Genomic DNA, 23,264 nt, shown 5'->3' with positions numbered 1-23,264 from the left:
CATGCTCATCGAGGACAACGTGGAGACCCGAATCTGCGGTGTCGCCTACATCACCACCGACGATGAGGACGAGGAGATCGAACTCGCCCCACCCATGTGCATCTGAGGTTCTGACATTTTCTATGAAGCTGAGTTCTCATGAACGAAGGTTCCTGGTTCAGCGCTTCCACTGGTCAGGGGCCTTCTCTGATTGCGGAGGCGGGATCTGAACCTGCGAGCCCTTGATCGACTCTTGACCCACGCCTTCGTCATCCGGGTCGGAATCTGACGCATCATCGCTAGAAACCAACACTGGGAACTGCACGCACATTGAGGGCTCTACCGCACAGCCAGCTGTGCAAGGCGATCACGGAATGCAGAGGCCGCTGCCCGGACGGCATCGTCATCACTGCAGACGTCCCATTCGACACCGTCTGGGAGCCAGAACATATAGGCCAGCACCTCCTGCGGTGTCCTGCCGCGGACGCGCCACTCCATGACGCCTTCAGCGTTTTCGACCGCATCGCGCCCCCAGGCACCGAAGTGGGTGTGGAAGCTCCGCCGGTCCATATGCAGACGAAACATTGCCTCATATTGGGGTGCAGCCCCGGGACGGTCTGCCTTGAGAAACTCCGCCGCATTCTCCCCCGGAAGCTGGCGCGGCTGCACACGCACCCCGGTGCCATGGAGCTTGGCCAACCGGTCGATACGAAACGTCCGCCAATCCTCGCGGTTCACGTCCCAGGCGATGAGATACCAGCGAGGCCCCTGGGCGACCAGCGAATGCGGCTCGACCAGGCGTTGGGTCTCTTCTCCGGACCGTGCGGTGTAGTGGAAGCGCACCCGCTCCCGGTCCCGGCAGGTGAGCGCGAGCTGAGCCAGCACGTCGGCACTGACCCGCTTGTGCTCACCCCACACCACTGGTGATATGTGCTCCTGCAGAGCGGCGACCCTCCGCCGCAGATTTCGCGGGAGAACCTGTTCGAGCTTGGCAAGAGCGCTCAAAGAGGTGCGTTCGGCGTCGTCGAGCCCGCCTACCGCGGCCACCCGGAGCCCGACGGCGATCGCCACCGCCTCATCATCGTCCACCAGCAGCGGCGGAAGCGCCGACCCTGCCTGCAGCTGGTAACCGCCGGCTGCGCCCGGTTCCGCCGAAATCCGGTAACCAAGGCCGCGGAGCCGTTCGACATCTCGCCTCAGGGTTCTCGCCGAGACCTCCAGCCGTTCGGCCAGCTTGCCCCCTGACCAGAACCGATGCGTCTGCAGAAGCGAAAGCAGCCGGAGTGCGCGAACTGTGGGATCAGTCATAGGAAAAACCTCTCACGGTATGCGGACATGATCTGGCCGCATTGGTCCCTACTGTGTGTCCCGACAGCAAAAATCTAGACAAAGGGGCACCTATGAGCACACCGATCATCTCTGCCAGGAAACTGCGAAAAGTGTTTCCTGGCAAGGGCCAAGAAGAAGTCGTTGCCGTCGCGGACCTGACCATGGACATCGAAGAAGGCTCACTGACCGCTTTCCTCGGTCCCAACGGTGCCGGAAAATCGACGTCGCTGCGGATGCTCACCACGTTGATGCCGCCCACCTCGGGCACCGCAACGGTATGCGGCCACGACATCGTCAAGCACACCGCCCAGGTCCGTGCCTCCATCGGATACATCGGACAGAAGAACGGAATCAGTCCCTACCAGAGGCTCCGGGACGAACTGCAGAGCCAGGGCCTGATGTACGGGCTGGGACGCACCGAGTCCACGCGCAGAACCGATGAACTGATCGAGGCACTGGAACTCGGCGAGGTGGCAGACCGGCGGGCGCAGTCGCTCTCAGGCGGGCAGAAACGCCGGGCTGATATCGCACTCGGCCTGATACCGCAGCCACGATTGCTCCTACTGGATGAGCCTTCGACCGGCCTGGACCCGCAGTCCCGAGCGAATCTGTGGGAGCACATCCTGCAGATGCGCCGCCGTCACGGGATGACGCTGCTGCTGACCACCCATTATCTGGACGAGGCGGATCAGTTCGCCGAGCGTGTCCTGGTGATCGATCGCGGGCAGCTGATCGCCGATGACACCGCACCCCGGCTCAAAGCAACGCTCGCAGGGGACTGGATCACCGTCACCGTCCCGACGCAGACAACGACGACGGCGGCCGAAGTGATCCGAACCACCGCAAGGTCTTCCGGTGCACGCGACCCGGAACCCGATATCAGCGATGCCGGTGGGGATTCCCAACGCCTGATAGTCACCGTGGATCGGGGAGAGAACCTGCTCCCAGTCCTGATCCGTGACCTCGACGCAGCAGGAGCCCAAGTACTCACCGCAGATCTCGACCAGCCGACCCTCGATGACGTCTTCCTCACCCTGACCGGGCGCAGCCTGCGCGAGGAGAGCCAGACCGTCCACACAGCCGAACCCACCATGACAGGAGCACCCCAATGAGTATCGCCGCCGACTCCCTCCACGTCTTCACCCGGGAGCTCAAGCCCGTGCTAAGAGACCCCTTCCAACTGGTCTTCTCCCTGGTCCAGCCGCTGACGTTCCTGGCCCTGTTCGGGCCGTTGCTCAGCGGAACCACCGGGCAGCCGCTGAGTGAGACCTTCCAGTGGTTCGTGCCCGGGATCCTGGTGATGGTCACTCTGTTCGGAACAGCGATGACCGGGTCGAACCTTCTCTACGAGATCATCCTGGGCTCCCACGAGCGGATGCTGGTGACACCAGTGTCCCGGGCAGCGCTACTTGTGGGCCGGGCCTGCAAAGAGATGGTCCCCCTGGTGGTCCAGGCGGCGGTGCTGTGCCTGATCGCCGCGTTCTTCGGGTTCCGCCCCCATATCCCCGGTCTGCTCCTGGGCCTGATCCTGTTGGCTATCCTCGGCATGGGCCTTGGTGCGCTGAGCTATGCGCTGGGAATCGCTGCCCGGAAAGAGGACTGGATCTTCTGGGCGGTGCAGCAGACGGTGCTGTTTCCGCTCATGCTGCTCTCCGGGATACTGCTGCCCCTCAGCCAGGGCCCGCACTGGATGGAGGTGATCTCCTGGTTCAATCCTCTGACCTACCTGGTCGACGCCCTGCGCGTTCTGGTCGAAGGTGACTTCGCTGACCCCGCGGTATGGCAGGGCGGGATCGCGGCTGCCCTCGTCACAGCCGTCGGCTTGGCGGTGGGCATCCGCAGCATGCGGCGAAGCCTATAACCCCAGGCGCCCGGACTCATACACACTGGTGGGAGACGACGAAGGCCCTGGCCAGGATCACTCCTAACCAGGGCCTTCGCACTTTGCGTTGCGGGGGCAAGATTTGAACTTGCGACCTCCGGGTTAACGGTACGCCCTGACGGCTCGATCCTACCCTTCGATGACGCTGTTGAGGTCGGTGCAGGCATGAGGTTCTGGCGACTCCCCCGCGGCCGCGTAAAGGAGGTCATCGAGTGAAGACCTCCGTGAAGATCGACCGCTTCTACATCTCCGTCAAGACTGACCGCACCTGGCTCAGCGGCTACGGACAGGTGTACAACATCCGGCATGCTGGCGCGAACCTGGCCCGTTGCGTCGAAACCAGCCCCGAAGCGGGGACGCACTTCACCCCAAGCGACTGGCGGCACGAAGTCACGACTGAACCTGGAGCACCCTGCCAAGCCTGCTGATCGGCATCCCTGTCACGGGTCACAACTACATTGATTTGGGTACATAACTACGCAGGAGGGAATCACCATGGCCCTGGCACTCATCGGAAGACTTGCCCTGCTCGGCATCCTCGACGGACTCATCCATTTCGCCATGAATTAGGGCTGATGCAGGAACGGGTGACAGGTGGGGTTTCCTTGTCAGGCCGCTAGAGTCAGGGCCTGGGTCAGTAGTCTCTCCTCGAACTTGACCGGGGTCAATTTCCCGAGTTCCTTCTGTTTCCTCCTTCGGTGATAAATCCTCTCGATCCACCGGACTATAGAGGTCCGAAGCTCCTCGCAGGTGGCCCAGGGCTTCGCGTCGAGGACGTTGTTCTGCGGCAGGCTGAAGAAGCTCTCCATCGCGGCATTGTCCCCGGCAGCACCGACTCTGCCCATCGAGCCGACCAGGCTTTGGTGGCCAGCATCGCGGGGCGGCCTCGGTGATCAGGATCTACAGTTCGGCGTCAAGCTCGGTGATCTCAGCGCTCAGAACTTGATGACGTCATGCCAGCCGTCGCAGGGCCTGCCCGGGAGGCCGCCACGGTGCCGGTGGCGGCGCCGGGCCGGGTGGAAAACGGCGAGGTGGTGTGTGTCTTTGTGCGTGTCAACGCCTACGATCACCTCGGCCGGGGCAAGCTCGACGCGGGCAGGCTCAGCCGCGGTGCCGAGGGTGACTTCGGCAATGGTTGTTGTCATGATGGTGGCGTGCCTTCCTGATGGTGGGCACGTCGACCAGAGGTTGGCAGACAAGACGTTGATGGGGCTCTCCAGGCTCATATGAAGTCATGCTTGCTCCTGGCCGACGATCGTGTCGGGCCACCCCCTCCGGTGGGAGCGTGTACGGTCAGATCAAAGACAGGCCTACCGGACCGGGTCGCCAGTCCAAATCAGGGTCACACGCCCTCGCCGGAAGAGGCGCTTTCCATTATCAGCGTCAACGACGGCCAAAAACTGGACATTATCCGACGTGGCCAGGTGCCCAGTATTCACGCGCCTTCGACATGCTTCTCGGGCTGATGCTTCATCCTCACGTGCGGTCTCATCTTGCCAGGTGGTTTCTCCGCCCTGTTGTGCAGGATCAGCTTCGCTTCTCTGCTGCTGCTTCGACTCATCTTCCGCACGAGTCTGTTCGGCCCGGACATCTTCGAGTCGCCGGATCTCGGCTTCTAGGTGGCTTAATCGGCAGCCTGCGAATCATTGGCCTCAATGCCGTATCGGTCCCAGATTTCGTGGCGCATCTGTTCCTCGTCGCGGGCAATCTCGGGATCCTAATCACGCATACCCCGCGCAAGGGTGTAGTTTTCCGCAAGCGGCAGCAACCCGAAGGGCGGTGAAGAAGGACAAGTTTCTGCGCGAAATAAGGGAGCGATAGCGACCGCGTACAAAAAGTTTCCGACAGAGCAGGCCCCAGCCACAGGGCGGGGCTTGTGCCGCTGGAGCGCGAGGCTAAAATCCGAAGGACATCAAGGCAAAAACAAACGGGGGGCGCCGCATCAGCGGCACACCCGAAACAGCCGACCGCGCCAGCGGTCCTCCTTATGTGCAGCGCCGAAATACGGCAGTGCGCCCGGCGCGGCGGCGGTTGGAGCCGCGCCGGATGTGCCACCGCGAGCAGCGGCGCGCATCGCCACCACCAGCAACACTGCGCTTTTGCAGCGTCATCGGTTCTCAGAACACTCCGTCATAGGGGTCCTGCCAGCTCGATTCTTCACACGTGATGCGCTGGATCCATCCTGCGGGAACCCATGCCGATTCCCTCCAGTGCTCGGCGTTCTCCCCACCGATGAGCACTCGTGTGCGAGTGTATCGCTGGGCCTTGGCGTCGACGGTGCCCAGGTCTGGCAGCTCCCCGCGCGCGTATTGAATCCCGCCATTCGGGAGGGCTCTCACCTCGCGCGGATCAAGTGGTGGGTGTTCGCCGTAGCGACGCATCGGCGGTTGCTCATCGATGAGTGAAGTTCCCACGGTTTGATCCCGCATCCTTTTAGGCTGAAGTGATGCAGCTACGCCTCGTCTCACTGGTCCCGCCTGAAGCAGCGGCTGTCCGGCTGGCTGGTGCTTGCCCACCAACAAGCTGAGCACTCCTCCCGGACTGCGGCAATCAAGGCCGTCTCGGGACAGCTGGGCGGCGTCCGTGACTGTCTGCCCTGCTGGATCCAGCAGTACGAGATCGACCACGGCACCCGCGTGGAAACAGATCGATCAGCAGTTAGCTGAACCTGAAACGGTCTAACAGTGAAGAGCCACTAAGGAGTGTCCATGCACCGAAATTCAACTAGTTTCACCGGTTAAGGATGAGAGTCATGGCCTCCGCGCGGGTAGCTGCGTCACGCAGCTGGCCGCGCACTGACGAAGTGATTGTCCTGGCCCCTGGTTTAGCCACCCCGCGCATGGACATGCACAGGTGTTCAGCTTCCACGACCACAATCGCGCCCTTCGGTCTCAGGTGACCCATTAGCGAGTCCACGATCTGAGTGGTGAGCTGCTCCTGAACCTGTGGACGCTTGGCAAAAATGTCCAGTAGTCGAGCGAGCTTACTCAGCCCGGTAACTCTCCCGTCCTCCGCGGGGATGTAGCCGATATGTGCGCGACCGAGGAAGGGCACCAAGTGATGCTCACACATCGAGTAGAACTGAATGTCACGAGCCAAGACCAACTCTTCGTGCCCGATGTCGAAAGTGGTCGCCAACAGATCGGCGGGATTCTGATGCAATCCGGCGAAGGCTTCTTGGTAGGCCCGAGCGACACGAGCCGGGGTTTCCCGCAGGCCATCACGGTCTGGATTCTCCCCCACCGCAAGAATGATCTCCCGCACTGCGGCCTCGATCCGAGTAAGGTTTACAATTTCTCCCCCGGGGGTGGGCGCCCTATCGAGGGCGCCTGACTCTTGCACGCTAGAGGCGGTTGGACTTGTTCCGGTCGATACATGACCAACCTCTGTGGACAGATTCTCCACCAGGGGCCTCGTGGGTCCACTATCGTTAAAATCCTGCGGGCACATTAGGCGAGTTCCGAATGATCTTTGATGGGTTTTGAACCGATCATGGTCAATCTTCCTTCGATAGTTTGTTGTCGCTTGGATAGTGCTTTACTAAATTTGTGGTCACAGCAATGCACTAAAGCCGACTTGGGCTCGAAAACAGGAAGGTCGCTACAAAACGAGCAATAAGCACCGCGAGGCGTCGTGAGGGACATCAGAGCCACGGTTTATTCCTTATATTGGTTGATCCACTCGGCGGTGGCCTCCATGCCCCCGAAAGTGTAGAAGTGCAGCCTCACTTCCCCATGCAAAGCCGGATCTAGACCAGTCTGCAGATCCGCGATCATCTTTTCGGGGCCAGCGGTGCCAAGCAGGTTGGTTAGAGAGAGGCCATATTTCTTGGCGATGCCGGTCGAGGTCGACACCCCAAATCGACGCCCGTAGTTCAGCAGGCGCTTGATGCCAGCTGGGCCAGGCACGCCGATGCGCACTGGCAGGTTGATCCGGCGGCGTCGAACTTCCTTAGTCCAAGCCAGGATCGGGTCGGTGTCAAAACCGAACTGGGTCAGGATGGTGCCTTCCAACCTCTGCTCCTGGAAAGCACGGACTTTGCCCTCCAAAGCGTCCCAGAGCTGCTTCTCGGTAATGTCTGGGTGGCTCTCTGGGTAGCCTGCGATGGAGATGTTTCGAAACCCGTATTCCTTCAACAGGCCGGTCTCAATCATCTTCAGCGCCGAGTCGTAGGGGCCCATTGGTTCTGTGGGGTCGCCACCGACGGCGAACATGTATTCCGTGCCCACACGCTCCCTGATGGCGGAAAGAAACTCTTCCAATTCAACCTGAGACCGCAAGCGGCGGGCGGAGATGTGTGGCACTGGGATAAAGCCGAGCGCCTTGGCTGTCTCGGCTGCGGTGACCCGCATCTCCAGATCCTCATTACCTAAGAAGGTGACGTTAACCAGAGTGCCAGGGGCAATCAGCGGAGCGGCCTGACGTAGTGCGTCCACGTCCTTACCGGTCATTTCGAGTGACGGCTCGGCCATGATTGAACGGTGGGGTTGAGAAGAAGTTCTCATACAGGCTCCTCAGGATCAGGTATGGGACAAGTAGGGGCCGTAGGCGACCCTACTTGTCTACGGTTGTTGATTTGGGACTAAGATTGCGGCGCCGTAGAAGAGAAGGTCTGCAAGTTGACTTTTAACAATTTCTTTTACTGCCCTCTATTATTCCATTAAATCGTCGATTATCAATCAACCGTGATGCACCTCTTACGCGATTTTATAATGTTGTTGATTGATGATTCATGAATGATGGGGTGAACAGCCCGTCTCATTGAGCTGTCAGCCTCTCAGTGTCACAGCCACCGAGGGGGTTGGATATTCCGGCCCACCGTGAGCGCCGTGGTGTCGCGACCAGAAGCCCAGGAGACCACGGCGGAGAGGCTGCCCTGGATCGACGTTGCCGAGGCCTCGCCAGCACCGGCACCACTCACGCCGAGGTCTGGACGACCCGTGACTTCGATGGCGAACCCAGGGTCAGTCCCTCTGTTCCGCCACGCGCCGGTGATGTCGCCCAGTAGGCGTTCCAGGACAGAGATAGGGACATCGGAGAAGCGGGCCCCATTATCCAGGTCGATGGCATGCAGCCATACCTCGCGGGTGCGCATCCACACTGTCTCGCTCAAGGGCACTTGCCTGCCTTGTGCTGTGCGGACAATGTTCTCCCACTTCTCGGCAGGAGTATCGCGCCACTCCACGTTCAGCGATACGGCCGCATGGTCGTTGAGGTGCCGCAGGGCACGTGTAGGCATCGTTGCGCCCAGCTCGATCTCTCGGTTGCGGTCTTCCGGAGAGGAATACATCGGGGTCTCAATTCCAGTGTTGGCCCAATACACCAAACGAGAGATCGCCCGAGCGTTATAGCCCACATGGGCTACCAAATGGCGTCGGTTCCATCCAGACAGCAGCGTGTCACCGTCGAGCTCAGCGTCGTTGAGCTCTCCTACCTTGCGGTGCCAAAAAGCTGTTCCTCGCCTCACGGTGAGGAGCTGATCTTGAAGGTCAAGATCGGTTGTGAGGTCGTAACGGGCAACCATGTCAGGGATCCACGATCTCGGATCGCATCGGCCCGATGCCCTCGATATCGACTTCCACCACGTCACCAGGTTTTAGGAAGACCTGGGGATCCCGGGCACGCCCCACCCCACCAGGGGTGCCAGTAAGGATCACATCCCCCGGATGCAACGGGATCATGGTGGAGATATAGGACACCAGATGCTCCGGAGTGAACACCAAATCACCGATGGAGTGCTCCTGCATGACCTCACCATTAACCCGGGTTCGCAGGGTCGAGGCACTGTAGTCGAAATCATCAGCAGTCACCATCACCGGACCAAGAGGGGTTGATTTCGCCCAGATCTTTCCCTGCAGCCACTCCAGCGTGCGGAACTGCCAACCTCGCATGGAGATGTCATTGGCCGAAGAGTAGCCAGCGATTTTGCTCCCGGCCTCCTCTTCTGTGACGCGATAGGCCTCAGAGCCGATGACCACGACTAATTCGCCTTCCCAATCCAGTTCCGGATCTTCGGCTACTGCTGTCACCGGGTCGAATGGGCCGGTCAGAGTCTCTGCGTATTTTGCGAACAATGTCGGATGGGTGGGCAGGTCCCGGCCCATTTCCTTGATGTGCGAGGCATAGTTCAGTCCCACGCAGATCACTTTGCCTGGGTTCGGCAGCGGGTTCTCAAGCTCCACGTCCGAAGCCTTGGAATACGGACCGGATGCTGCTTCTGCCAGCTGGCGCCAGTTGTCCTGGGTCAGAAGCTCTCCCACGTCTGCATAGCCGTCGATGACCACCCAGCGGCCGTCTTCTTGGCGTGCTGCTGCCGAGCCCTCAGGTGTGCGGATAGTGCTCAGTCTCATGTGTTCTCCTCTTCGATGTAGGTCCGCTGGAAGTGCAGTTTCTCGATGATGGGGTGATCACCAAATTGGAAGAGATCGAATGTCGTCTCCGCCTGCAGGTGGAAGGGCTCCCACGAAGGAACGACGAAGATGTCGCCGGTCTCCACCTGGTGCTGCTGGTCACCAATTGTCGCTGTGCCGCGGCCTTCAAAGACCTGATACACACTCGACCCGACTTCCCTGACTGTGCGAGTCTCAACGCCCGGACGCAGCCGATGGAACTGGGCGCGAATAGTCGGCATCACGTCTCCACCGGTGGTGGGATTGATGAAACGCACTGCAGCATGCCCCGGACCGACAGTCGCCGGATACCCTTCATCCTCAATACGGAGCTGTTCAGAAAGCGCCCTGTCGGTATGTTCCCACCGGTAAGCACCTATAGGTGATGAGACCGTCTTGCGAAGACCTGAGAGCGGACGCAAACCGGGATTGCTCCATAAACGCTCGCTTCGAGAGACATCAGGAGTCGACTCATCAGTCACGCGGTCAGTGCCGAACTCAAAGAACGAAGAATCAGTGTAGTGAACGAAGGGGATGTCGAGTCCGTCGATCCACGCCATGGGCTGATCCGTCTCATTATGGTGGCCATGGAAGTTCCAGCCAGGAGTCAACAGGAAGTCGCCCCGGGACATGCGCACCGGATCCCCGTTGACCACCGTCCACACGCCTTCACCCTCAACTACAAAACGAAAAGCGTTCTGCGAATGCCGGTGCTCAGGCGCAACCTCATGCCCGCCCAGGTATTGGATCGCGCACCACAGAGTCGGCGTCGTATACGGCCGCCCCCCAAGCCCAGGATTGGCCAGAGAAATCGCCCGTCGCTCCCCACCTCGACCCACCGGGACCAGATCCCCAGCACGCTGAGCTAAAGGAAGCAGCTCCTTCCACCGCCACAGATGGGGCTGCGCCTGAGGGCGCGGCTCCGGCGGCATCAGATCACCAATCTCAGTCCACAACGGGATCATGTGCCCCGCCTCAAAATCAGCGTAAAGCTGATCCAACTGCACCTGCTCCTCAGGAGTCGGTGGCGGCACACTCATCCCATCAACACCTCGAGCCAAATCATGATCGGCATAATTGTTATCATCGATACTCATCGATCCTCCTCGATAGTTGCCGCGGAGGGCGGCCCTTTGACTGCCCTCAAGCTAGGCTTACTGTTCGACACTGATCCGTTCGGCGATGTCTTGCCTTAGTGCCCGTTTGTCGATCTTTCCCACCTTGGTCGTCGGGATTTCGTCGACGATTTCTATACGTTCTGGGATTTTGAATGCAGCAATACCAGTACTATGGAGGTGTTCTCGAACGTCTTCCAGAGTCAGGGTGAACCCTTTCGATATCTGGGCGTAGAGACAGACCTTCTCACCCAGGACAGGATCCGGCATGGCCACTGCGGCGACCATGCTCAGTCCAGGGATTCGGTAGACCAGAGACTCCACCTCTTCTGCTGAGATTTTCTCGCCACCACGGTTAATCATGTCTTTGTCCCGCCCTTGCACCACGAGGTTGCCATCCGGACGGCGTTCCACAATGTCACCCGGGGCGTACCATCCACCCTCATCAAAAGCTTTGGAGTTGGCCTCGGGGGCAGCGTAGTAGCCGCGGGGAGTGTAGGGGCCGCGGGTAAGGATCCTTCCTGACACGCCATCCGGGAGGTCCTCCCCGAGTGGATCGACAATCCGGACTTCATCGGCCTCGGAGACTGGGCGCCCCTGAGTGGCGTGGATCACTTCTGGGTCGTCATCCAATCGGGTCATATTGATGAGACCTTCGGCCATGCCGAAAACCTGCTGCAGATTACAACCCAGCACGGGCTCGACTCTGCGCGCCAATTCATCGGGCATGCGGGAGCCGCCCACTTGGATGGTTCGCAAACTCTCAAGCTGATTAGTGGCTTGCGCAGCCGCGTATTCAATCCACGTTTGTGCGACAGCAGGCACAACAGCGGTGTCTGTGACCGACTCCGCCTCAATGACGGGAAAGGCCTTGGTGGGGTTGGCGCTTGGTAGCAAAACCGTGCGTGCACCGAGGAACAGTGAACCGAGCACCCCTGGACATGCCAAGGGAAAATTGTGACTGACTGGCATCGTGACCAGGGACACCGAATCTTCGGTGAGCTTGGCTACCTCAGTGCAGGCCTTAATATTGTAGGCGTAGTCGTTGTGCGTTCTGACAATGAGTTTCGGCAGTCCGGTGGTACCTCCCGATAGGAGAAATAAAGCCGCGTCCTCCCCAGCTGGTGCGGACAAGTCCAGGCGCGCACGTGCCTCCTCCGGGTTTTGTCCCGGTGCGAGAAGTTCATCCAGACATTCATTACCCGAGTGAGGTGTCCCCGTGACGAAGATCTGCTCAAGGGTGGGCACCTCGGAACGCAGTTCTTCACCCATGACTTGGTAATCGAAATCCTTAATGACGTCCGCTGCGAAGATCGCTCTGGCCTCGGCCAACGTGCTGAGGAATTGCAGTTCGTAGCGTCGGTGGGCTGGTAGTGCCATGATTGGAATGATCCCGGCTCTGAAACATGCCAACGTCAGCACAACAAACTGCCAGCTGTTGGGCAGAATGATGAGCACCCTGTCGTCCCGATCCAGCCCCCCGGCTAATAAGCGTTCCGCTGCCGCGTCAGCGCGGTCCAGAAGCTCTGCGTATGTCAGACGCGTTCCGTCAGCTGCATCGACGAGGGCAACACGTTCTGGCACCCTGTCGACAGTCTTGATCAAGTGCGAACTCAGGGATTGGTCCTCCCAATATCCGGCTTGGCGATAGTGCTCAGCAAAGTCTTCGGGCCACTTGGTAATACCTGCTGTACTGTGCTCAACCATTGGACTCAGTCCTTCTCGATCGGGTTGCGGGCCGTAACGATGACGGCATCCAGGGCGACTAGTCCGTCTCTTGTCAGCCGCAGTGGATTGATCTCGATCTCGTTGACGTGTGGGTTTTCTTCAAGCGACTGTCCGAGGGTCGACATAATCTGGGCCAGGCCCTCGAGGTCGATCGGATGATTCCCCCGCCATCCGCGCAGCATTCGGCCCACAGCTAATCCGTCGACCATGGCTTCGGCAGTTCCGACTCGAAGCGGATGGACCCCGAGACTTACATCGCCCATCACCTCGACGGCTGTTCCCCCAAGGCCGAGAAGGACCAGAATTCCGAAGACTGGATCGCGGCGTGCTCCAACTACCAGATCGATGCCTGCCTCAGCCATTTCTTCGATGAGGTACTCTTTGGCTCCTGCGTTGTCGAGGGCAGTCAACGCAGTATCGAGTTGCTCTGGAGTTGCAACTCCCAGATGAACACCACCGATGTCGGTCTTATGAAGGACCTCCGCATCGATGAGCTTTACAGCCACCGGAGCATTGATTTTCGCTAGTGCGGCATGAGCGCCTTGATGCGAGGTGGTGCGGGCCATTGGGGGAGTCTTGACTCCGGCCCTTTGCAGCAGCTCTTTGGCCGAGGCCTCGTCCCATGGGCCGGTTCCCAGTTCAACACCCCTTGCGTGCAGGTAGGGTTGCGAGAGGGAATGCTGCGCCTTAGAGTCCCTGACCAAACCCGTGAGACTGCGTGCCAAGGCAGTCGGACCGCTGACGACGGGAACTCCGGCAGTTGTCCCTTCGCGGACGACCCCACGCACCTGTGCGGAAGGCCCATCCACGGAGAGGACCGCCGCCGTCGTCCCGATGTCTGCTGAGCTCAAGGCGTGGGGGAAATCGACCACCGGTTCGAGAATTCCGTAGATTCCCAATGCTTGGATTTCAGGGTCAGCGGCAACTGCGCGAATGACAGCAGGGAAAGTGTTTCCCGGTCGCCCCGTATCTACGGGATTACCTTGATACGTCAGAGGCGGCAAGAGAGCGGAGAGCTCTTCTGTTGTGGCCTCAGCCAGCGGAGGCACGGAGACATTCGCCCCCGAGAGGTGATCGGCGGCAATCAGCCCCGGCCCAGCCTGTCCGGTGATCAGGGCGACGCCCGGGTTTGGATGCGGTTGGATGCGGGCCCTGGATAGCGCAGAGACGACGGAGACTAATTCGTCTTCATCGGTGACTAGCACCGCACCGCTCTGCTGCAGTGCCGCGTTGGTGATTCTCCAGGACGTGGCAAGCGATCCCGTATGCGATTGGGCGAACTCTGCAACGTCGTTCTGTCCCACAATGAGAGCCACAACCGGTTTATTTTTGGATGCCTGGCGTATGGCGTTCATCAGTCGCGGTCCGTCAGCGACCGTTTCGATGTGAAGTGCGATGGCACCTGTGGCGGGATCCGTCGCAAGATACTCGATGACGTCAGCTGCAGTGACATCGACTCCGGCGCCGATCCCCACGCCGACCGAAACGCCTACTCCCGCCTGGTCCAGGCGGAATGACAGCGAGTGGTTCACTCCACCGCTGGAGGACACGACAGCCACCGTGCCAGCTGTAATATCGGAGATTCCCGGGACGAAGCTGGCTGATAGTCTTTGATGGGGCACGAAAAACCCGGAGGTGTTGGGGCCTAAAACCCTCAGTCCGGTTTCGCGGATGACGTCGACGACATCTCTTTGGTATTCAGCCCCTAGCCCCCCTGCCTCGGCAAAACCTCCTGCACATACCAACGCTGCGGTGACCCCAGCATCAGCGGTGGCACGCAGGACTCCAGCTGTCGCTGCTGCTGGCACACAGAGAATGGCGAGGTCAATGAGGCCCTCCTCCTGGACGGCATCATCGATGGAGCCATGCATTAGTTCATTGCGGTGATTGACCAGAGCAACTGGCTTCTCATAGGCAGATACTGCCTCTGCCATGACAGCACCAAGCTTGCCAGGTTCCGAGGAGGCGCCAATGACTGCGACGCCGCGTGGAGCAAACAATGAATGTAAATCATTGGCGGTGCGCGTGATCTGGTTAGTCACGGAGACTGTCATCATGACTCCTCGGATGCGACGGCATCTGCTCGGCCAGACAACACTGCCGTGAGAGCGCTGTTTTCATCCACTGGCTCTTGAATAATGGATGTGAGACCTCTTCCCAAGCGTGCCTCTTCACTCAATAGTCGTCTTGTCAGAGCAGTGCCACCTTTGACCAGCACTGTCCCTGCGTCCGGTAACTGGGAGAAGCTGGAATCGAGGTCGAATTCATCGCTCGGTGCCTCCAGCACAGCAAGGTCGCACCCGCCCAGCTCTATACGAGACTCACCGGAGTACAGCGAGTTGTTCCTTGCGATGAGGAACCGTTGCTCTACCTGTGAGCCGGCCACCCTTAGCGGTGTGCTTAGCGGGACGTTCCCATGCTTGTTCAACCACGCGTTTTCTACCGTCGAAACGAAATCTGGGTCGCGGTTGCGGATCTTGTCTATTGAGATTGAGCGAGAGAAAAAGTGAAATGTGAACTGCAGAGGGTCGAGAGTGTTGTGGTAACGAGCAAAATGTTCCCACCAGCTCAATGACGGACGGGCAGCATCTTGGACTCTGGCCACGTCGGGTTTCCTCGCAGACTCGTACTGGCTCAAAGCCGTGTGCAGGTCGTGGGTATGCTCCGCGACGCTGTTCGCCAGAGTGATGGCGTCCTCCATGGCCATTTTCGTGCCAGAGCCCACCGAAAAGTGAGCGGTGTGGAGAGCGTCACCCAAGAACGCAACGTTGCCGTTGAACCATCGATCTGTACTCCGCGTCCTGAAGTTTCCCCAGCGGGAGTTGTTGACGACAACACTGTCGCCCTGAAGATCGTCGGCGAACAGTCTCTCAATGTATTCTTTGGATTTAAGGTCAGATACACCCGGTGGTTGAGTCACATCGAATTCGTCGAGCCCCGCATCTAGCCATGTCTGCGCGTCGGCTTCGACGATGAATGTGGAGAGTTCATCACTAATGGGGTACGCATGAGCGGCAAAGTTACCGTGCTCATTTTGTCGGTGCACAAAGGTCAGGCCGTCAAACATGTGCGTTGTACCGAACCAAATGAACTTAGCGCTGGCCTGAACCACTTCATGACCCAGTACTTCTTCCCCTACCTGGCCACGTGTGCCGGAGTTGGCGCCATCGGCTGCGACAATTAGATCAAAGTCGTCTAGACCCTCGAGAGAGGGGACGAAAGTCCCGAAGCGCATCTCCACGTCCGCCTCGGCGGCGTTCTCCTGCAGCGCTGAGAGGAGGTTCTTGCGGTGGATGGCAGACATGCCATTGCCGTTGAAATGGTGGCGCTCACCTTTGAGCCATACCTGAATGGTGTCCCAATGCCGGCCTCGTTCTGCGAGTACACGTTCCAGAACGGGATCAGCCTCAGTAATCTTGCGGAGTGTGGCATCGGAAAAGACAACTCCGAAACCAAAAGCATCAGATGCCTGGTTCCTTTCGAATAGCACCACCTCCGAGTCCGGTAAATAGCGCTTCATGAGTGTGGAGAAAAATAGCCCCCCGGGCCCTCCACCGATGCATGCAATCCGAATGGTCATCGCGGGACATCTCCTGATTCCTCGTGGCAATGTGATGAAGCTTACTCTACTAACTATAACAATTTCTAGTGAATCACGTGTCAGATGTCGCTTCTGAGGACGCGTCCCTTGGGTTCTGACTAGCAAGAACCGAGGACATGTAGGAGTTGGCTCCTGCGGCGAGGGCACTGTGGACTCTCAAGAAGATCTCGTGAGCTTGGGGGGCTGGCCAGCCCTCCGGACTCAGTGCGGCCGGTAGCCCAGGGTCGACAAAAGGAAAGCGGCGATAGTTCCAGACTAGTTTCACCCGGTGCACCAGAGCGCTCTCGAGGGACATGTCGGCGTGATCGAGGTTCTGATACGGCTCCCACTCTCCGATGAACCGCTTGTATTTCTCTGTCAAGTTCTCCAGCTCCCAGCATTGTTGGGCAAGCTGCCGGTCTCGCGCCCAGCTGCCTGTGGTCATAGTGAGAACGTGAATGTTGGCCCCTGCCTCGTCCTCAAGGGCGGCGCGCATCTTCTCTCGGACGTCATGGGGGGAGACCCACGTGGTGGGGTTCAACTGACCGAAACCTTCCCAGGTCAGCATGCGCTTCAGCGACTCACGCTGATGCCGCCTAGATTCTGGAATTTGGTATAGGACCATGGTCCATTGTCCCGACCAAGGCAGAGCTGTGATATTGAAGATGCGCTGCCTCCCCTCGTCGAGAACCTCCAGCATTCGGGGCGAAGCACTGTAGCTCGTCTCACGACCGTGCCTCGCGGTGAAGACCCACCCCTCCCTGCGCATTCGAGACAAGGTCACCCGCGTTGTGGCAGGCTCCACGTCAAACAGCGACAAGAGGTGCGTGAGCTGGGTAAGTCGTATTTCGCCATCCATGTAGCGGATGTAGTCGCCAAACAGATCCATGACGAGATCCTTAGGTCGCATGTTCTGACTCCTTAGGGGGTCTCCGAGTTTCTGAGCCTTGAATCGCGTAGTACGAGTCCGGAACCGGAAGCTTTTGCTCTTCGAAGCAAATATTCCGCACAGCGCTCTCACCTCTGCTATTCAGTCGAGCAATCCTTCAGCCTGCATAGAACTTAAATGTTACAGATAGTTGACGCTTGTACACCCATACGTCACAATAGATTTGTAAATGTGGCCGTAGTCACTCACTGTGACACAGCTTAAAGTTCGATACGCGTTCCGGTCCGCCTACCCCTAACCGGGAGCAAACAAGGAGTTCACCAATGAGCAACGCACAGTCTCAAAAATCCTTGCAGCAACTTACGGAAGAGGTCCCCAGTCTTTTGGGACACTTCTACAATGACGCCCCTTCTCCACATTTCAGTCGATCGGGCAATAGAGGCTCGTTCATACCCCCAGCCTTTACGAACTGGCGAGACGAACAAAGAAGTTGGTCTGAAACCGCAGCTCTGTTCCACCAGTCTCATCACATGCCTGAGATGTTTCTCGAAGGACCCGACGCTTTGAAGCTTCTCGAGTATCTCGGAATCAACTCACTTACAAATTTCACAGCTGATCGAGCTAAACAGTACGTAGTGTGCGCTCCTAAAGGACACGTCATTGGTGACTGCATTGCTTACCGCCTCGGGGAACACAAATTCGAGCTCGTAAGCAGCATGCCCTTGCAGAACTGGGTACACTACAACGCCGAAGTTGGGAACTGGGATGTCGAGATTACAAGGGACGCTCCTTCCAACCTTAATCCCAGCGGGGAGCGCACCAACTGGCGATTCCAAATTGACGGCCCTAATGCTGGAGAAATCTTCTCCAAAGTCATTGACGGCGACATGCCTGAGCTTCGGTTCTTCAGAACCGCGCGAGTAACTATCCGAGGCTGCGATGTGCTGGTACTCCGGCACGGCATGGCCGGCCACCAAGGTGTTGAGATCTCCGGGCCGTTTGGGGACGAAGAACGTGTTCGGAACTCGATTCTAGAGGTTGGGCGCGACTATGGGCTTCTCCCCGTAGGGACACAGGCCTACTTCAGTACTCCCTTATCCAACGGGTGGATGGCGTACCCTGTACCCGGCATATTTACAGATCCTGAACTAAAATCGTACCGCGAGTGGCTGTCCGCAGATGGATGGGAGGCCCACACCGAGCTCGGTGGAAGTTTTGTTGCCGACTCCCTAGAGGACTATTACGCCACACCTTACGACCTGGGTTACGGTCACATCATCAAGTACGACCATGACTTCGTTGGGCGAGAAGCCCTGCAAAACCTCCCCGAGGAATCGAAGCGTCAGAAGGTATCTCTGGTGTGGAACCGGGAGGATGTCGAAAAGGTGTTCAGGTCCCAGTTTGGACACGGTCCCCGCTATAAGGCTATCGAGACACCAGTTTCTTACTACTCCTGGAACCATTTCGACGAAGTTCACACTGTTTCTGGTTCGTTGGCTGGAGTGTCGTGCCACGCTGGCTACGTGAATCCTATCGGCGAGCACCTTTCACTCGCGATGATTGCGCCCGAGCATGCTGAACCGGGAACAGAACTCGAGATCACGTGGGGTGAGCCAGACGGCGGATCACGGAAACCACAGGTCGAAGACCATGTTCAAACTACGATCCGTGCCGTTGTTCATCCCGTCCCTTACGACCCAAAGACTAGGCAAGCCTTCCGAACGTCAGTAGGTGTAGCGACGAAGTAGGTCGCGATCCGTGACCATCCCATACTCTCACCAGAGAACACCTTAGGAAGCCGTTTCTGGACGAGGGCCCGTAAACGAGACTGAATGAGAAGGACATGTCACAAGATGTTGCATCCCCGAGAGGGGAACAGACGCATAAAGCGATGCCGAACCGAGCGGCGAGGGCTAGCGCCATCGGGACGATGCTGGAATGGTACGAATTTGGCATCTACGGGGTGATCGCCGCTCTCGTACTTAATGACGCTTTCTTTCCCGCGCTCGATCCCGCCGTCGGTCTGATTCTCGCCTTTAGCAGTTTCGCGGTAGGTTTCATCGCTAGACCTCTAGGGGCCATCATCTTCGGCCACCTAGGTGACCGTTGGGGACGAAAAAACACACTGATCATTACACTGGTCATGACCGGCATCGTAACGGTTCTAATCGGGCTGCTCCCCACTTACGCAACGATAGGAATAGCCGCCCCGATAATGCTCGTAACACTTCGCTTCTTACAGGGCGTAGGTCTGGGCGGCGAGTGGGGTGGAGCTGTGTTGTTGTCCGTAGAACACGCGCCCGCAGGGAGTCGAAGCAAGTACGCCGGGATAATGGCAGTAGGTGTGCCGTTGGGAGTACTTCTCAGCAACGGCGTATTCCTCCTGATTGCCCTGTTTGTTCCTGAAGAACCCTTCAACGACTGGGGTTGGCGCATTCCGTTCATCGCTAGTGCCGTTATTCTCGGAATCGGCCTTTGGATTCGCCTGAAAGTTCCTGAAAGTCCAGAGTTCTCTGCGCGCAAAGAGGAACTTGCCAACAAAGAGGAACCTGCGAACAAGCCAGCAAAGCCCAAAAAGATGCCCCTCAGTGAGGCGATCTCACAATACCCCGTTCACATCCTTCGGGGGATTCTGCTTATCGTCGGCTCCGCAGCCGGTTCGTACATCACGCTAACATTCGTACTCAATTGGGGAACCGCAAATGTCGGGTACTCCGTCCCCGAGGTTCTCGGAGCAATCTGCCTCGCCGCTGGTATTTGGGCTCTTAGTGCCCCCTTGTGGGGCAGGCACGGGGACAAACCGGGTGGCATGCGGCGGCTGTTCTGGTGGGGTGGGCTTGCTCGTACTGTGGCGTTCATCCCTTTCTTCCCTTTAATGGCCTCCGGTAATGTATTCCTGCTCTACGTGGCAATCATCTTTCTGACCCTTTTCGTGGGAGCAACTCAGGTGCCGGCGGGCGCGGCGATCTCCAGCCTTTTCCCAATGAAGGTCAGGTACACAGGTACATCGTTCTCCTACCAGGTTGGTACGATTCTAGGGGGCGGCCTTACGCCAGTCCTGGCCGCCACAATTATGGCCACCGATCTGGGAATCACTGGCGTCACTATGATGCTTATTTCCATCAGCTTTGCTTCCGCACTTGTCGGCTTGTCGTTTGGCAAAAATACTGTTGATACGCCAGTTCCTGAGGCAGAGATTAAACTCGCGGAACACTCGTAAAATAATAAATGTGCGAGTTTTTCTTATATTTCATAACTATATGAACACTGATGGCATGCATGATATATATAACTTCTACCTAGAATCTGACAATACCATCGAGACAATTCCGCCATCTTTTCGCGCTTATCGGTGGTGGCGAAGATATGGACTGTCATGCGGGGGCCCGCAGACAGAGGTAGATACACCCAAATCGACGCTAAACTCCGTTGCCTGGGTCCTTTGCATATACCTGCGCCGAGTGGAGTCTAGTCTGGGAAATTCAACACAAGTGTAAAGAATTTAATAAGACACAGTTAACAACTCTTCAGCCCTCTCGATACATGACAATAGACATTTTATATGGGTTGAAGCACAATATGAGTCAGCATTAAATCCTCTTAATGATAGGAATAACAGTGAAGAACCCTACAGTTTCGGGGGTCAGTTCTACAGTGGCATTGGCGTCAGGCGGTTCGACTATCGATTCCTCTCTGGAGGACACTGCTCGCTTAATCGTTCAGGGCACTGACAGACCAGGGATTGTTTCGAGAATCACCAGTGTTTTGTCTGAGCTTGGTGCGAATATCGCTTCCCTAAATCAGCACACCTCCGATCCAGAAGGAGGTAGGTTCTTCCAACGTACGGTCTTTACTCTTCCTCAACTGACCACTCGAATCGAGGAGCTGAGAACAAAACTGGCGGTTTCTCTGAATGAGATCAGTATGGAATGGCGGTTAGTTGAAGCCAAGACGCGCAAGAGAGTAGCGGTATTCGCCTCAAAATCAGATCATTGTTTACTTGATCTGCTGTGGCGTCAGCGCCGCGGTGAGCTTCCAGTCAACATCACCATGGTGATCTCAAATCATCCTGATCTCAGTGAGGATGTCCGCTCCTTTGACATTCCTTACTTCTATGTCCCGGTAGAAAAGGGCAAGCGTGAAGAAGCGGAAGCCCGCCATCTGGAGCTGCTGGAGGGAAATGTCGATTTGGTGGTCTTGGCGCGCTACATGCAAATCCTGACTGAGACATTTATCGACAACGTGGGCATACCAGTAATCAATATCCATCATTCCTTTCTCCCTGCCTTTATTGGTGCAGGACCGTACCGAAAGGCTAAGGAACGCGGAGTCAAGCTCATCGGGGCCACTGCACACTACGTCACCAAAGACCTGGATGAAGGACCAATCATTGCTCAGGACGTTATCCACGTCACCCACAAGGAATCGACCACTGATCTGCAGCGCATGGGTGCGGATGTAGAACGCCGGGTACTTTCCTCCGCCGTAGAAGCCCATTGTGAGGACCGCGTCCTGCGCGACGATAACGTCACCGTCGTGTTCTAAAGACTCAATTTCTAACAGATAGGGAAACTCGACGATGCACGGACAGATTCTTGATGGTAAAGCGACAGCCAGGGTTATCACGCAGAAACTGGCGAGTGAAATCGTCACACTTGCACCTAAGGTTGCACGCCCGCCCTCGCTGGCTACGGTGTTAATCGGTGATGATCCCGCCTCACACACCTACGTTCAAATGAAGATCAACCGCTGCAAGCAAGTAGGAATCGAAACGCGGAAAATTGACCTTCCGGCGACTACGACTACAGAAGAAGCGGTCGCCGCGGTTCGTAGTCTCAGTGAGGATCCAGCGGTTGACGGTATTCTCGTTCAGCACCCGGCCCCGCCCGCGGTGGACGAGGCTGCCGTCTTCGCAGCTATCGAACCGGCCAAAGACGTTGATGGAGTGACCAGCGATTCTTTAGCAGCAATGGCATTCGATGAGTATGGCTTTCGCTCGGCGACCCCCGGTGGAATCATGCGATTGCTTGAACACTATGGCATCGAGATGAAAGGTCGGCATGCCGTCGTCGTAGGCCGGAGCAGAATTCTGGGAATACCGATGGGTCTTCTGCTCTTGGCGCAGAATGCTACAGTCACCTACTGTCATTCCCGAACTTCTGGCCTGCAGACGAAAATCTCTCAGGCCGACTTGGTCGTAGCAGCGACAGGACGCCCAGAACTAGTAAAAGGTAGTTGGATCAAAGAAGGGGCCGTAGTGGTCGACGCGGGTTACTCCGATATGACTGGTGACGTCGAGTACGACAGCGCAGCAAAACGCGCTAGCTGGATCACCCCGGTACCCGGTGGTGTAGGGCCCATGACTATCGCATGTCTGCTCGAGCAGACCGTTGAGGCACATAAGCGTCTCAACGGTCTGCTCTGACTTAAGCCATCGAGTTATCCGGCGTATCGCAGATAACCCTTCTATATCTGTTGGGCCTACCCTGAAGTTTCAGACACTGAATTGGCCTGGAAGTGAAGAGGCTTACTTTGTTTGCCGCTGTTGACTGTGGCTGCTGGGCTGGCTGGGTGCTCATGGTGCGGGGCTCCCTCCTTATGGGCTATCGGGGTTTATAGGTCAGATTCGTAGTGCTGAGTAGCTCTGCATCCCGACGCTGGGGCTGTAGAATCGGGGTCGGTATACTCTGAGGCGTACATCCCTGAGGGACGCTTGCATCTTCTGGGGAATGTGATCTCTGCGGCGCCCGGGTGAAGAAGAGTGGTAAAACCGCTGCTGGATCACAGCGGTATAAGTGCACTGACTGTGGTGCCTACCGCTCTGCGAAACAGCGCCGAGAGGATGTGACCCGCCGCCATGAGCTCGAGGCGTTTCTAGCGTGGCTAAGCGGTGAACACACTCAGGTTCAGGTAGAGAAGAAAGTCGGAATCAGTGCCCGGTCCTTCCGCCGCCAAGTCGTCTGGTGTTGGAACATCAACCCCAGGATCCCTGTCACCGGAGAGATCTACAACCAGATCCAGCTCGATGGGATCTACATCGGCCCCCTGGTGCTGTCTGATCGCTATCGCCCCGACCGGGGTGTTCGGCTATCAATGATGGTGCGCTACCGAGAAACGTGCGGCCTGGGAAGCCATGCTGCGGCGGCTACCGGCTCCTGCTGTGGTGGTCACCGACGGCGGCACAGGGCTACGAGCGGCCCTGGATCAGCAGTGGCGAAGAACCCGGATCCAGCGCTGCTACTTCCACATCAGAGCTGCGGTAGTGCGGCACACCACCCTGAACCCCCGACTCGAAGCCGGTCAGGAGATTCTGGGACTGACCAGGGAGCTTATGCAGGTCAAGGACCTTGATGCTGCTGCAGCGTGGATGGGC

Annotated in this window: 19 protein-coding genes and 3 pseudogenes; 9 read left to right on the top strand and 13 right to left on the bottom strand. The window is 57.9% G+C overall.

The features are described from left to right. Positions 1 to 318: 318 nt before the first annotated feature. Positions 319 to 1,287: a helix-turn-helix transcriptional regulator gene (locus DVO78_RS09740; protein WP_120004659.1), complete on the bottom strand. Its 969-nt coding sequence runs from the start codon at positions 1,285 to 1,287 to the stop codon at positions 319 to 321. Positions 1,288 to 1,379: 92 nt separating this feature from the next. Here DVO78_RS09740 and DVO78_RS09735 point away from each other — a divergent pair, with 92 nt between their 5' ends. The 3 genes from DVO78_RS09735 (at position 1,380) to DVO78_RS09725 (ending at position 3,618) form a co-directional block, all read left to right on the top strand. Then, positions 1,380 to 2,420 carry an ABC transporter ATP-binding protein gene (locus DVO78_RS09735; RefSeq protein WP_120004657.1) on the top strand — a complete coding sequence of 347 codons (1,041 nt, stop codon included), beginning with the start codon at positions 1,380 to 1,382 and terminating at the stop codon, positions 2,418 to 2,420. Further along, the gene (locus tag DVO78_RS09730) at positions 2,417 to 3,169 is read left to right on the top strand and encodes an ABC transporter permease (RefSeq protein WP_120004655.1); all 753 of its coding nucleotides are present in this window, start codon (positions 2,417 to 2,419) and stop codon (positions 3,167 to 3,169) included. Before DVO78_RS09735 ends, DVO78_RS09730 begins: the two co-directional genes overlap by 4 nt. Before the next feature lie 233 nt (positions 3,170 to 3,402). Further along, a complete protein-coding gene (locus tag DVO78_RS09725; RefSeq protein ID WP_120004653.1) occupies positions 3,403 to 3,618 on the top strand; it encodes a hypothetical protein in 216 nt (71 codons plus the stop codon). 180 nt (positions 3,619 to 3,798) lie between these two features. On the opposite strand, the pseudogene DVO78_RS09720 reads toward DVO78_RS09725, so the two are convergent. The 12 genes and pseudogenes from DVO78_RS09720 to DVO78_RS17995 form a co-directional block, all read right to left on the bottom strand. After that, positions 3,799 to 4,047: pseudogene (locus DVO78_RS09720) on the bottom strand (integrase core domain-containing protein); the annotation flags it as partial. Between the two features lie 78 nt (positions 4,048 to 4,125). Next, the gene (locus tag DVO78_RS09715) at positions 4,126 to 4,335 is read right to left on the bottom strand and encodes a hypothetical protein (RefSeq protein ID WP_157983981.1); all 210 of its coding nucleotides are present in this window, start codon (positions 4,333 to 4,335) and stop codon (positions 4,126 to 4,128) included. Positions 4,336 to 5,307: 972 nt separating this feature from the next. Then, on the bottom strand, positions 5,308 to 5,604 hold the full coding sequence (locus DVO78_RS09710) for a hypothetical protein (protein ID WP_157983980.1): 297 nt from the start codon (positions 5,602 to 5,604) through the stop codon (positions 5,308 to 5,310). Between the two features lie 316 nt (positions 5,605 to 5,920). Then, entirely contained in the window at positions 5,921 to 6,532 is a 612-nt protein-coding gene (folE, locus tag DVO78_RS09705; RefSeq protein ID WP_238385237.1) for a GTP cyclohydrolase I FolE, read from the bottom strand. A gap of 314 nt (positions 6,533 to 6,846) precedes the next feature. Next, a complete protein-coding gene (locus DVO78_RS09700) occupies positions 6,847 to 7,695 on the bottom strand; it encodes a methylenetetrahydrofolate reductase (RefSeq protein WP_120004646.1) in 849 nt (282 codons plus the stop codon). 278 nt (positions 7,696 to 7,973) lie between these two features. Beyond that, a complete protein-coding gene (locus DVO78_RS09695) occupies positions 7,974 to 8,714 on the bottom strand; it encodes a maleylpyruvate isomerase family mycothiol-dependent enzyme (protein ID WP_120004644.1) in 741 nt (246 codons plus the stop codon). Position 8,715: 1 nt separating this feature from the next. Further along, complete coding sequence (locus tag DVO78_RS09690) at positions 8,716 to 9,540, bottom strand: fumarylacetoacetate hydrolase family protein (protein ID WP_120004642.1); 825 nt, start codon at positions 9,538 to 9,540, stop codon at positions 8,716 to 8,718. After that, complete coding sequence (locus DVO78_RS09685) at positions 9,537 to 10,619, bottom strand: cupin domain-containing protein (RefSeq protein WP_120004660.1); 1,083 nt, start codon at positions 10,617 to 10,619, stop codon at positions 9,537 to 9,539. The genes DVO78_RS09690 and DVO78_RS09685 overlap by 4 nt, the downstream gene beginning before the upstream one ends. A gap of 114 nt (positions 10,620 to 10,733) precedes the next feature. Further along, entirely contained in the window at positions 10,734 to 12,401 is a 1,668-nt protein-coding gene (locus tag DVO78_RS09680) for a (2,3-dihydroxybenzoyl)adenylate synthase (RefSeq protein WP_120004640.1), read from the bottom strand. Between the two features lie 5 nt (positions 12,402 to 12,406). Next, on the bottom strand, positions 12,407 to 14,476 hold the full coding sequence (locus DVO78_RS09675) for an acetate--CoA ligase family protein (RefSeq protein ID WP_120004638.1): 2,070 nt from the start codon (positions 14,474 to 14,476) through the stop codon (positions 12,407 to 12,409). Continuing rightward, positions 14,476 to 16,002, bottom strand: a complete 1,527-nt coding sequence (locus DVO78_RS09670; RefSeq protein ID WP_120004636.1) for an FAD-dependent monooxygenase — start codon at positions 16,000 to 16,002, stop codon at positions 14,476 to 14,478. The genes DVO78_RS09675 and DVO78_RS09670 overlap by 1 nt, the downstream gene beginning before the upstream one ends. A gap of 73 nt (positions 16,003 to 16,075) precedes the next feature. Next, positions 16,076 to 16,891 carry a PaaX family transcriptional regulator gene (locus DVO78_RS17995; RefSeq protein WP_420799087.1) on the bottom strand — a complete coding sequence of 272 codons (816 nt, stop codon included), beginning with the start codon at positions 16,889 to 16,891 and terminating at the stop codon, positions 16,076 to 16,078. A gap of 323 nt (positions 16,892 to 17,214) precedes the next feature. Between DVO78_RS17995 and DVO78_RS09660 the strand changes: the two genes are divergently transcribed. From DVO78_RS09660 to DVO78_RS09640, 6 genes and pseudogenes are all read left to right on the top strand, one after another. Next, a complete protein-coding gene (locus tag DVO78_RS09660; RefSeq protein WP_120004632.1) occupies positions 17,215 to 18,639 on the top strand; it encodes an aminomethyltransferase family protein in 1,425 nt (474 codons plus the stop codon). Between the two features lie 95 nt (positions 18,640 to 18,734). After that, entirely contained in the window at positions 18,735 to 20,111 is a 1,377-nt protein-coding gene (locus tag DVO78_RS09655; RefSeq protein ID WP_120004630.1) for an MFS transporter, read from the top strand. Positions 20,112 to 20,572: 461 nt separating this feature from the next. After that, positions 20,573 to 21,436: a formyltetrahydrofolate deformylase gene (purU, locus tag DVO78_RS09650; RefSeq protein WP_238385238.1), complete on the top strand. Its 864-nt coding sequence runs from the start codon at positions 20,573 to 20,575 to the stop codon at positions 21,434 to 21,436. Positions 21,437 to 21,470: 34 nt separating this feature from the next. Then, positions 21,471 to 22,316, top strand: coding sequence for a bifunctional 5,10-methylenetetrahydrofolate dehydrogenase/5,10-methenyltetrahydrofolate cyclohydrolase (locus DVO78_RS09645; RefSeq protein ID WP_120004627.1), 846 nt, complete (start codon positions 21,471 to 21,473; stop codon positions 22,314 to 22,316). A 314-nt stretch (positions 22,317 to 22,630) separates the two neighbouring features. After that, positions 22,631 to 22,693: pseudogene (locus tag DVO78_RS18390) on the top strand (IS1/IS1595 family N-terminal zinc-binding domain-containing protein); the annotation flags it as partial. Between the two features lie 316 nt (positions 22,694 to 23,009). Further along, positions 23,010 to 23,264: pseudogene (locus DVO78_RS09640) on the top strand (transposase); the annotation flags it as partial.

Source organism: Nesterenkonia muleiensis, assembly GCF_003600155.1.
GTDB classification, from domain to species: Bacteria; Actinomycetota; Actinomycetes; order Actinomycetales; family Micrococcaceae; genus Nesterenkonia; species Nesterenkonia muleiensis.
The sequence above is the reverse complement of the archived record's forward strand: the minus strand, read 5'-3'. Positions and strand labels throughout refer to the sequence as shown.

Bases quoted from the DNA above. Each gene is read 5' to 3' on its own strand.
- DVO78_RS17995 (WP_420799087.1), bottom strand. From the start codon at position 16,891: ATGGATCTGTTTGGCGACTACATCCGCTACATGGATGGCGAAATACGA.
- DVO78_RS09715 (WP_157983981.1), bottom strand. From the start codon at position 4,335: ATGACAACAACCATTGCCGAAGTCACCCTCGGCACCGCGGCTGAGCCT.
- DVO78_RS09740 (WP_120004659.1), bottom strand. From the start codon at position 1,287: ATGACTGATCCCACAGTTCGCGCACTCCGGCTGCTTTCGCTTCTGCAG.
- DVO78_RS09690 (WP_120004642.1), bottom strand. From the start codon at position 9,540: ATGAGACTGAGCACTATCCGCACACCTGAGGGCTCGGCAGCAGCACGC.
- DVO78_RS09695 (WP_120004644.1), bottom strand. From the start codon at position 8,714: ATGGTTGCCCGTTACGACCTCACAACCGATCTTGACCTTCAAGATCAG.
- DVO78_RS09685 (WP_120004660.1), bottom strand. From the start codon at position 10,619: ATGAGTGTGCCGCCACCGACTCCTGAGGAGCAGGTGCAGTTGGATCAG.
- DVO78_RS09645 (WP_120004627.1), top strand. From the start codon at position 21,471: ATGCACGGACAGATTCTTGATGGTAAAGCGACAGCCAGGGTTATCACG.
- DVO78_RS09680 (WP_120004640.1), bottom strand. From the start codon at position 12,401: ATGGTTGAGCACAGTACAGCAGGTATTACCAAGTGGCCCGAAGACTTT.
- DVO78_RS09660 (WP_120004632.1), top strand. From the start codon at position 17,215: ATGAGCAACGCACAGTCTCAAAAATCCTTGCAGCAACTTACGGAAGAG.
- DVO78_RS09675 (WP_120004638.1), bottom strand. From the start codon at position 14,476: ATGACAGTCTCCGTGACTAACCAGATCACGCGCACCGCCAATGATTTA.
- DVO78_RS09655 (WP_120004630.1), top strand. From the start codon at position 18,735: ATGTCACAAGATGTTGCATCCCCGAGAGGGGAACAGACGCATAAAGCG.
- DVO78_RS09700 (WP_120004646.1), bottom strand. From the start codon at position 7,695: ATGAGAACTTCTTCTCAACCCCACCGTTCAATCATGGCCGAGCCGTCA.
- DVO78_RS09730 (WP_120004655.1), top strand. From the start codon at position 2,417: ATGAGTATCGCCGCCGACTCCCTCCACGTCTTCACCCGGGAGCTCAAG.
- DVO78_RS09735 (WP_120004657.1), top strand. From the start codon at position 1,380: ATGAGCACACCGATCATCTCTGCCAGGAAACTGCGAAAAGTGTTTCCT.
- DVO78_RS09670 (WP_120004636.1), bottom strand. From the start codon at position 16,002: ATGACCATTCGGATTGCATGCATCGGTGGAGGGCCCGGGGGGCTATTT.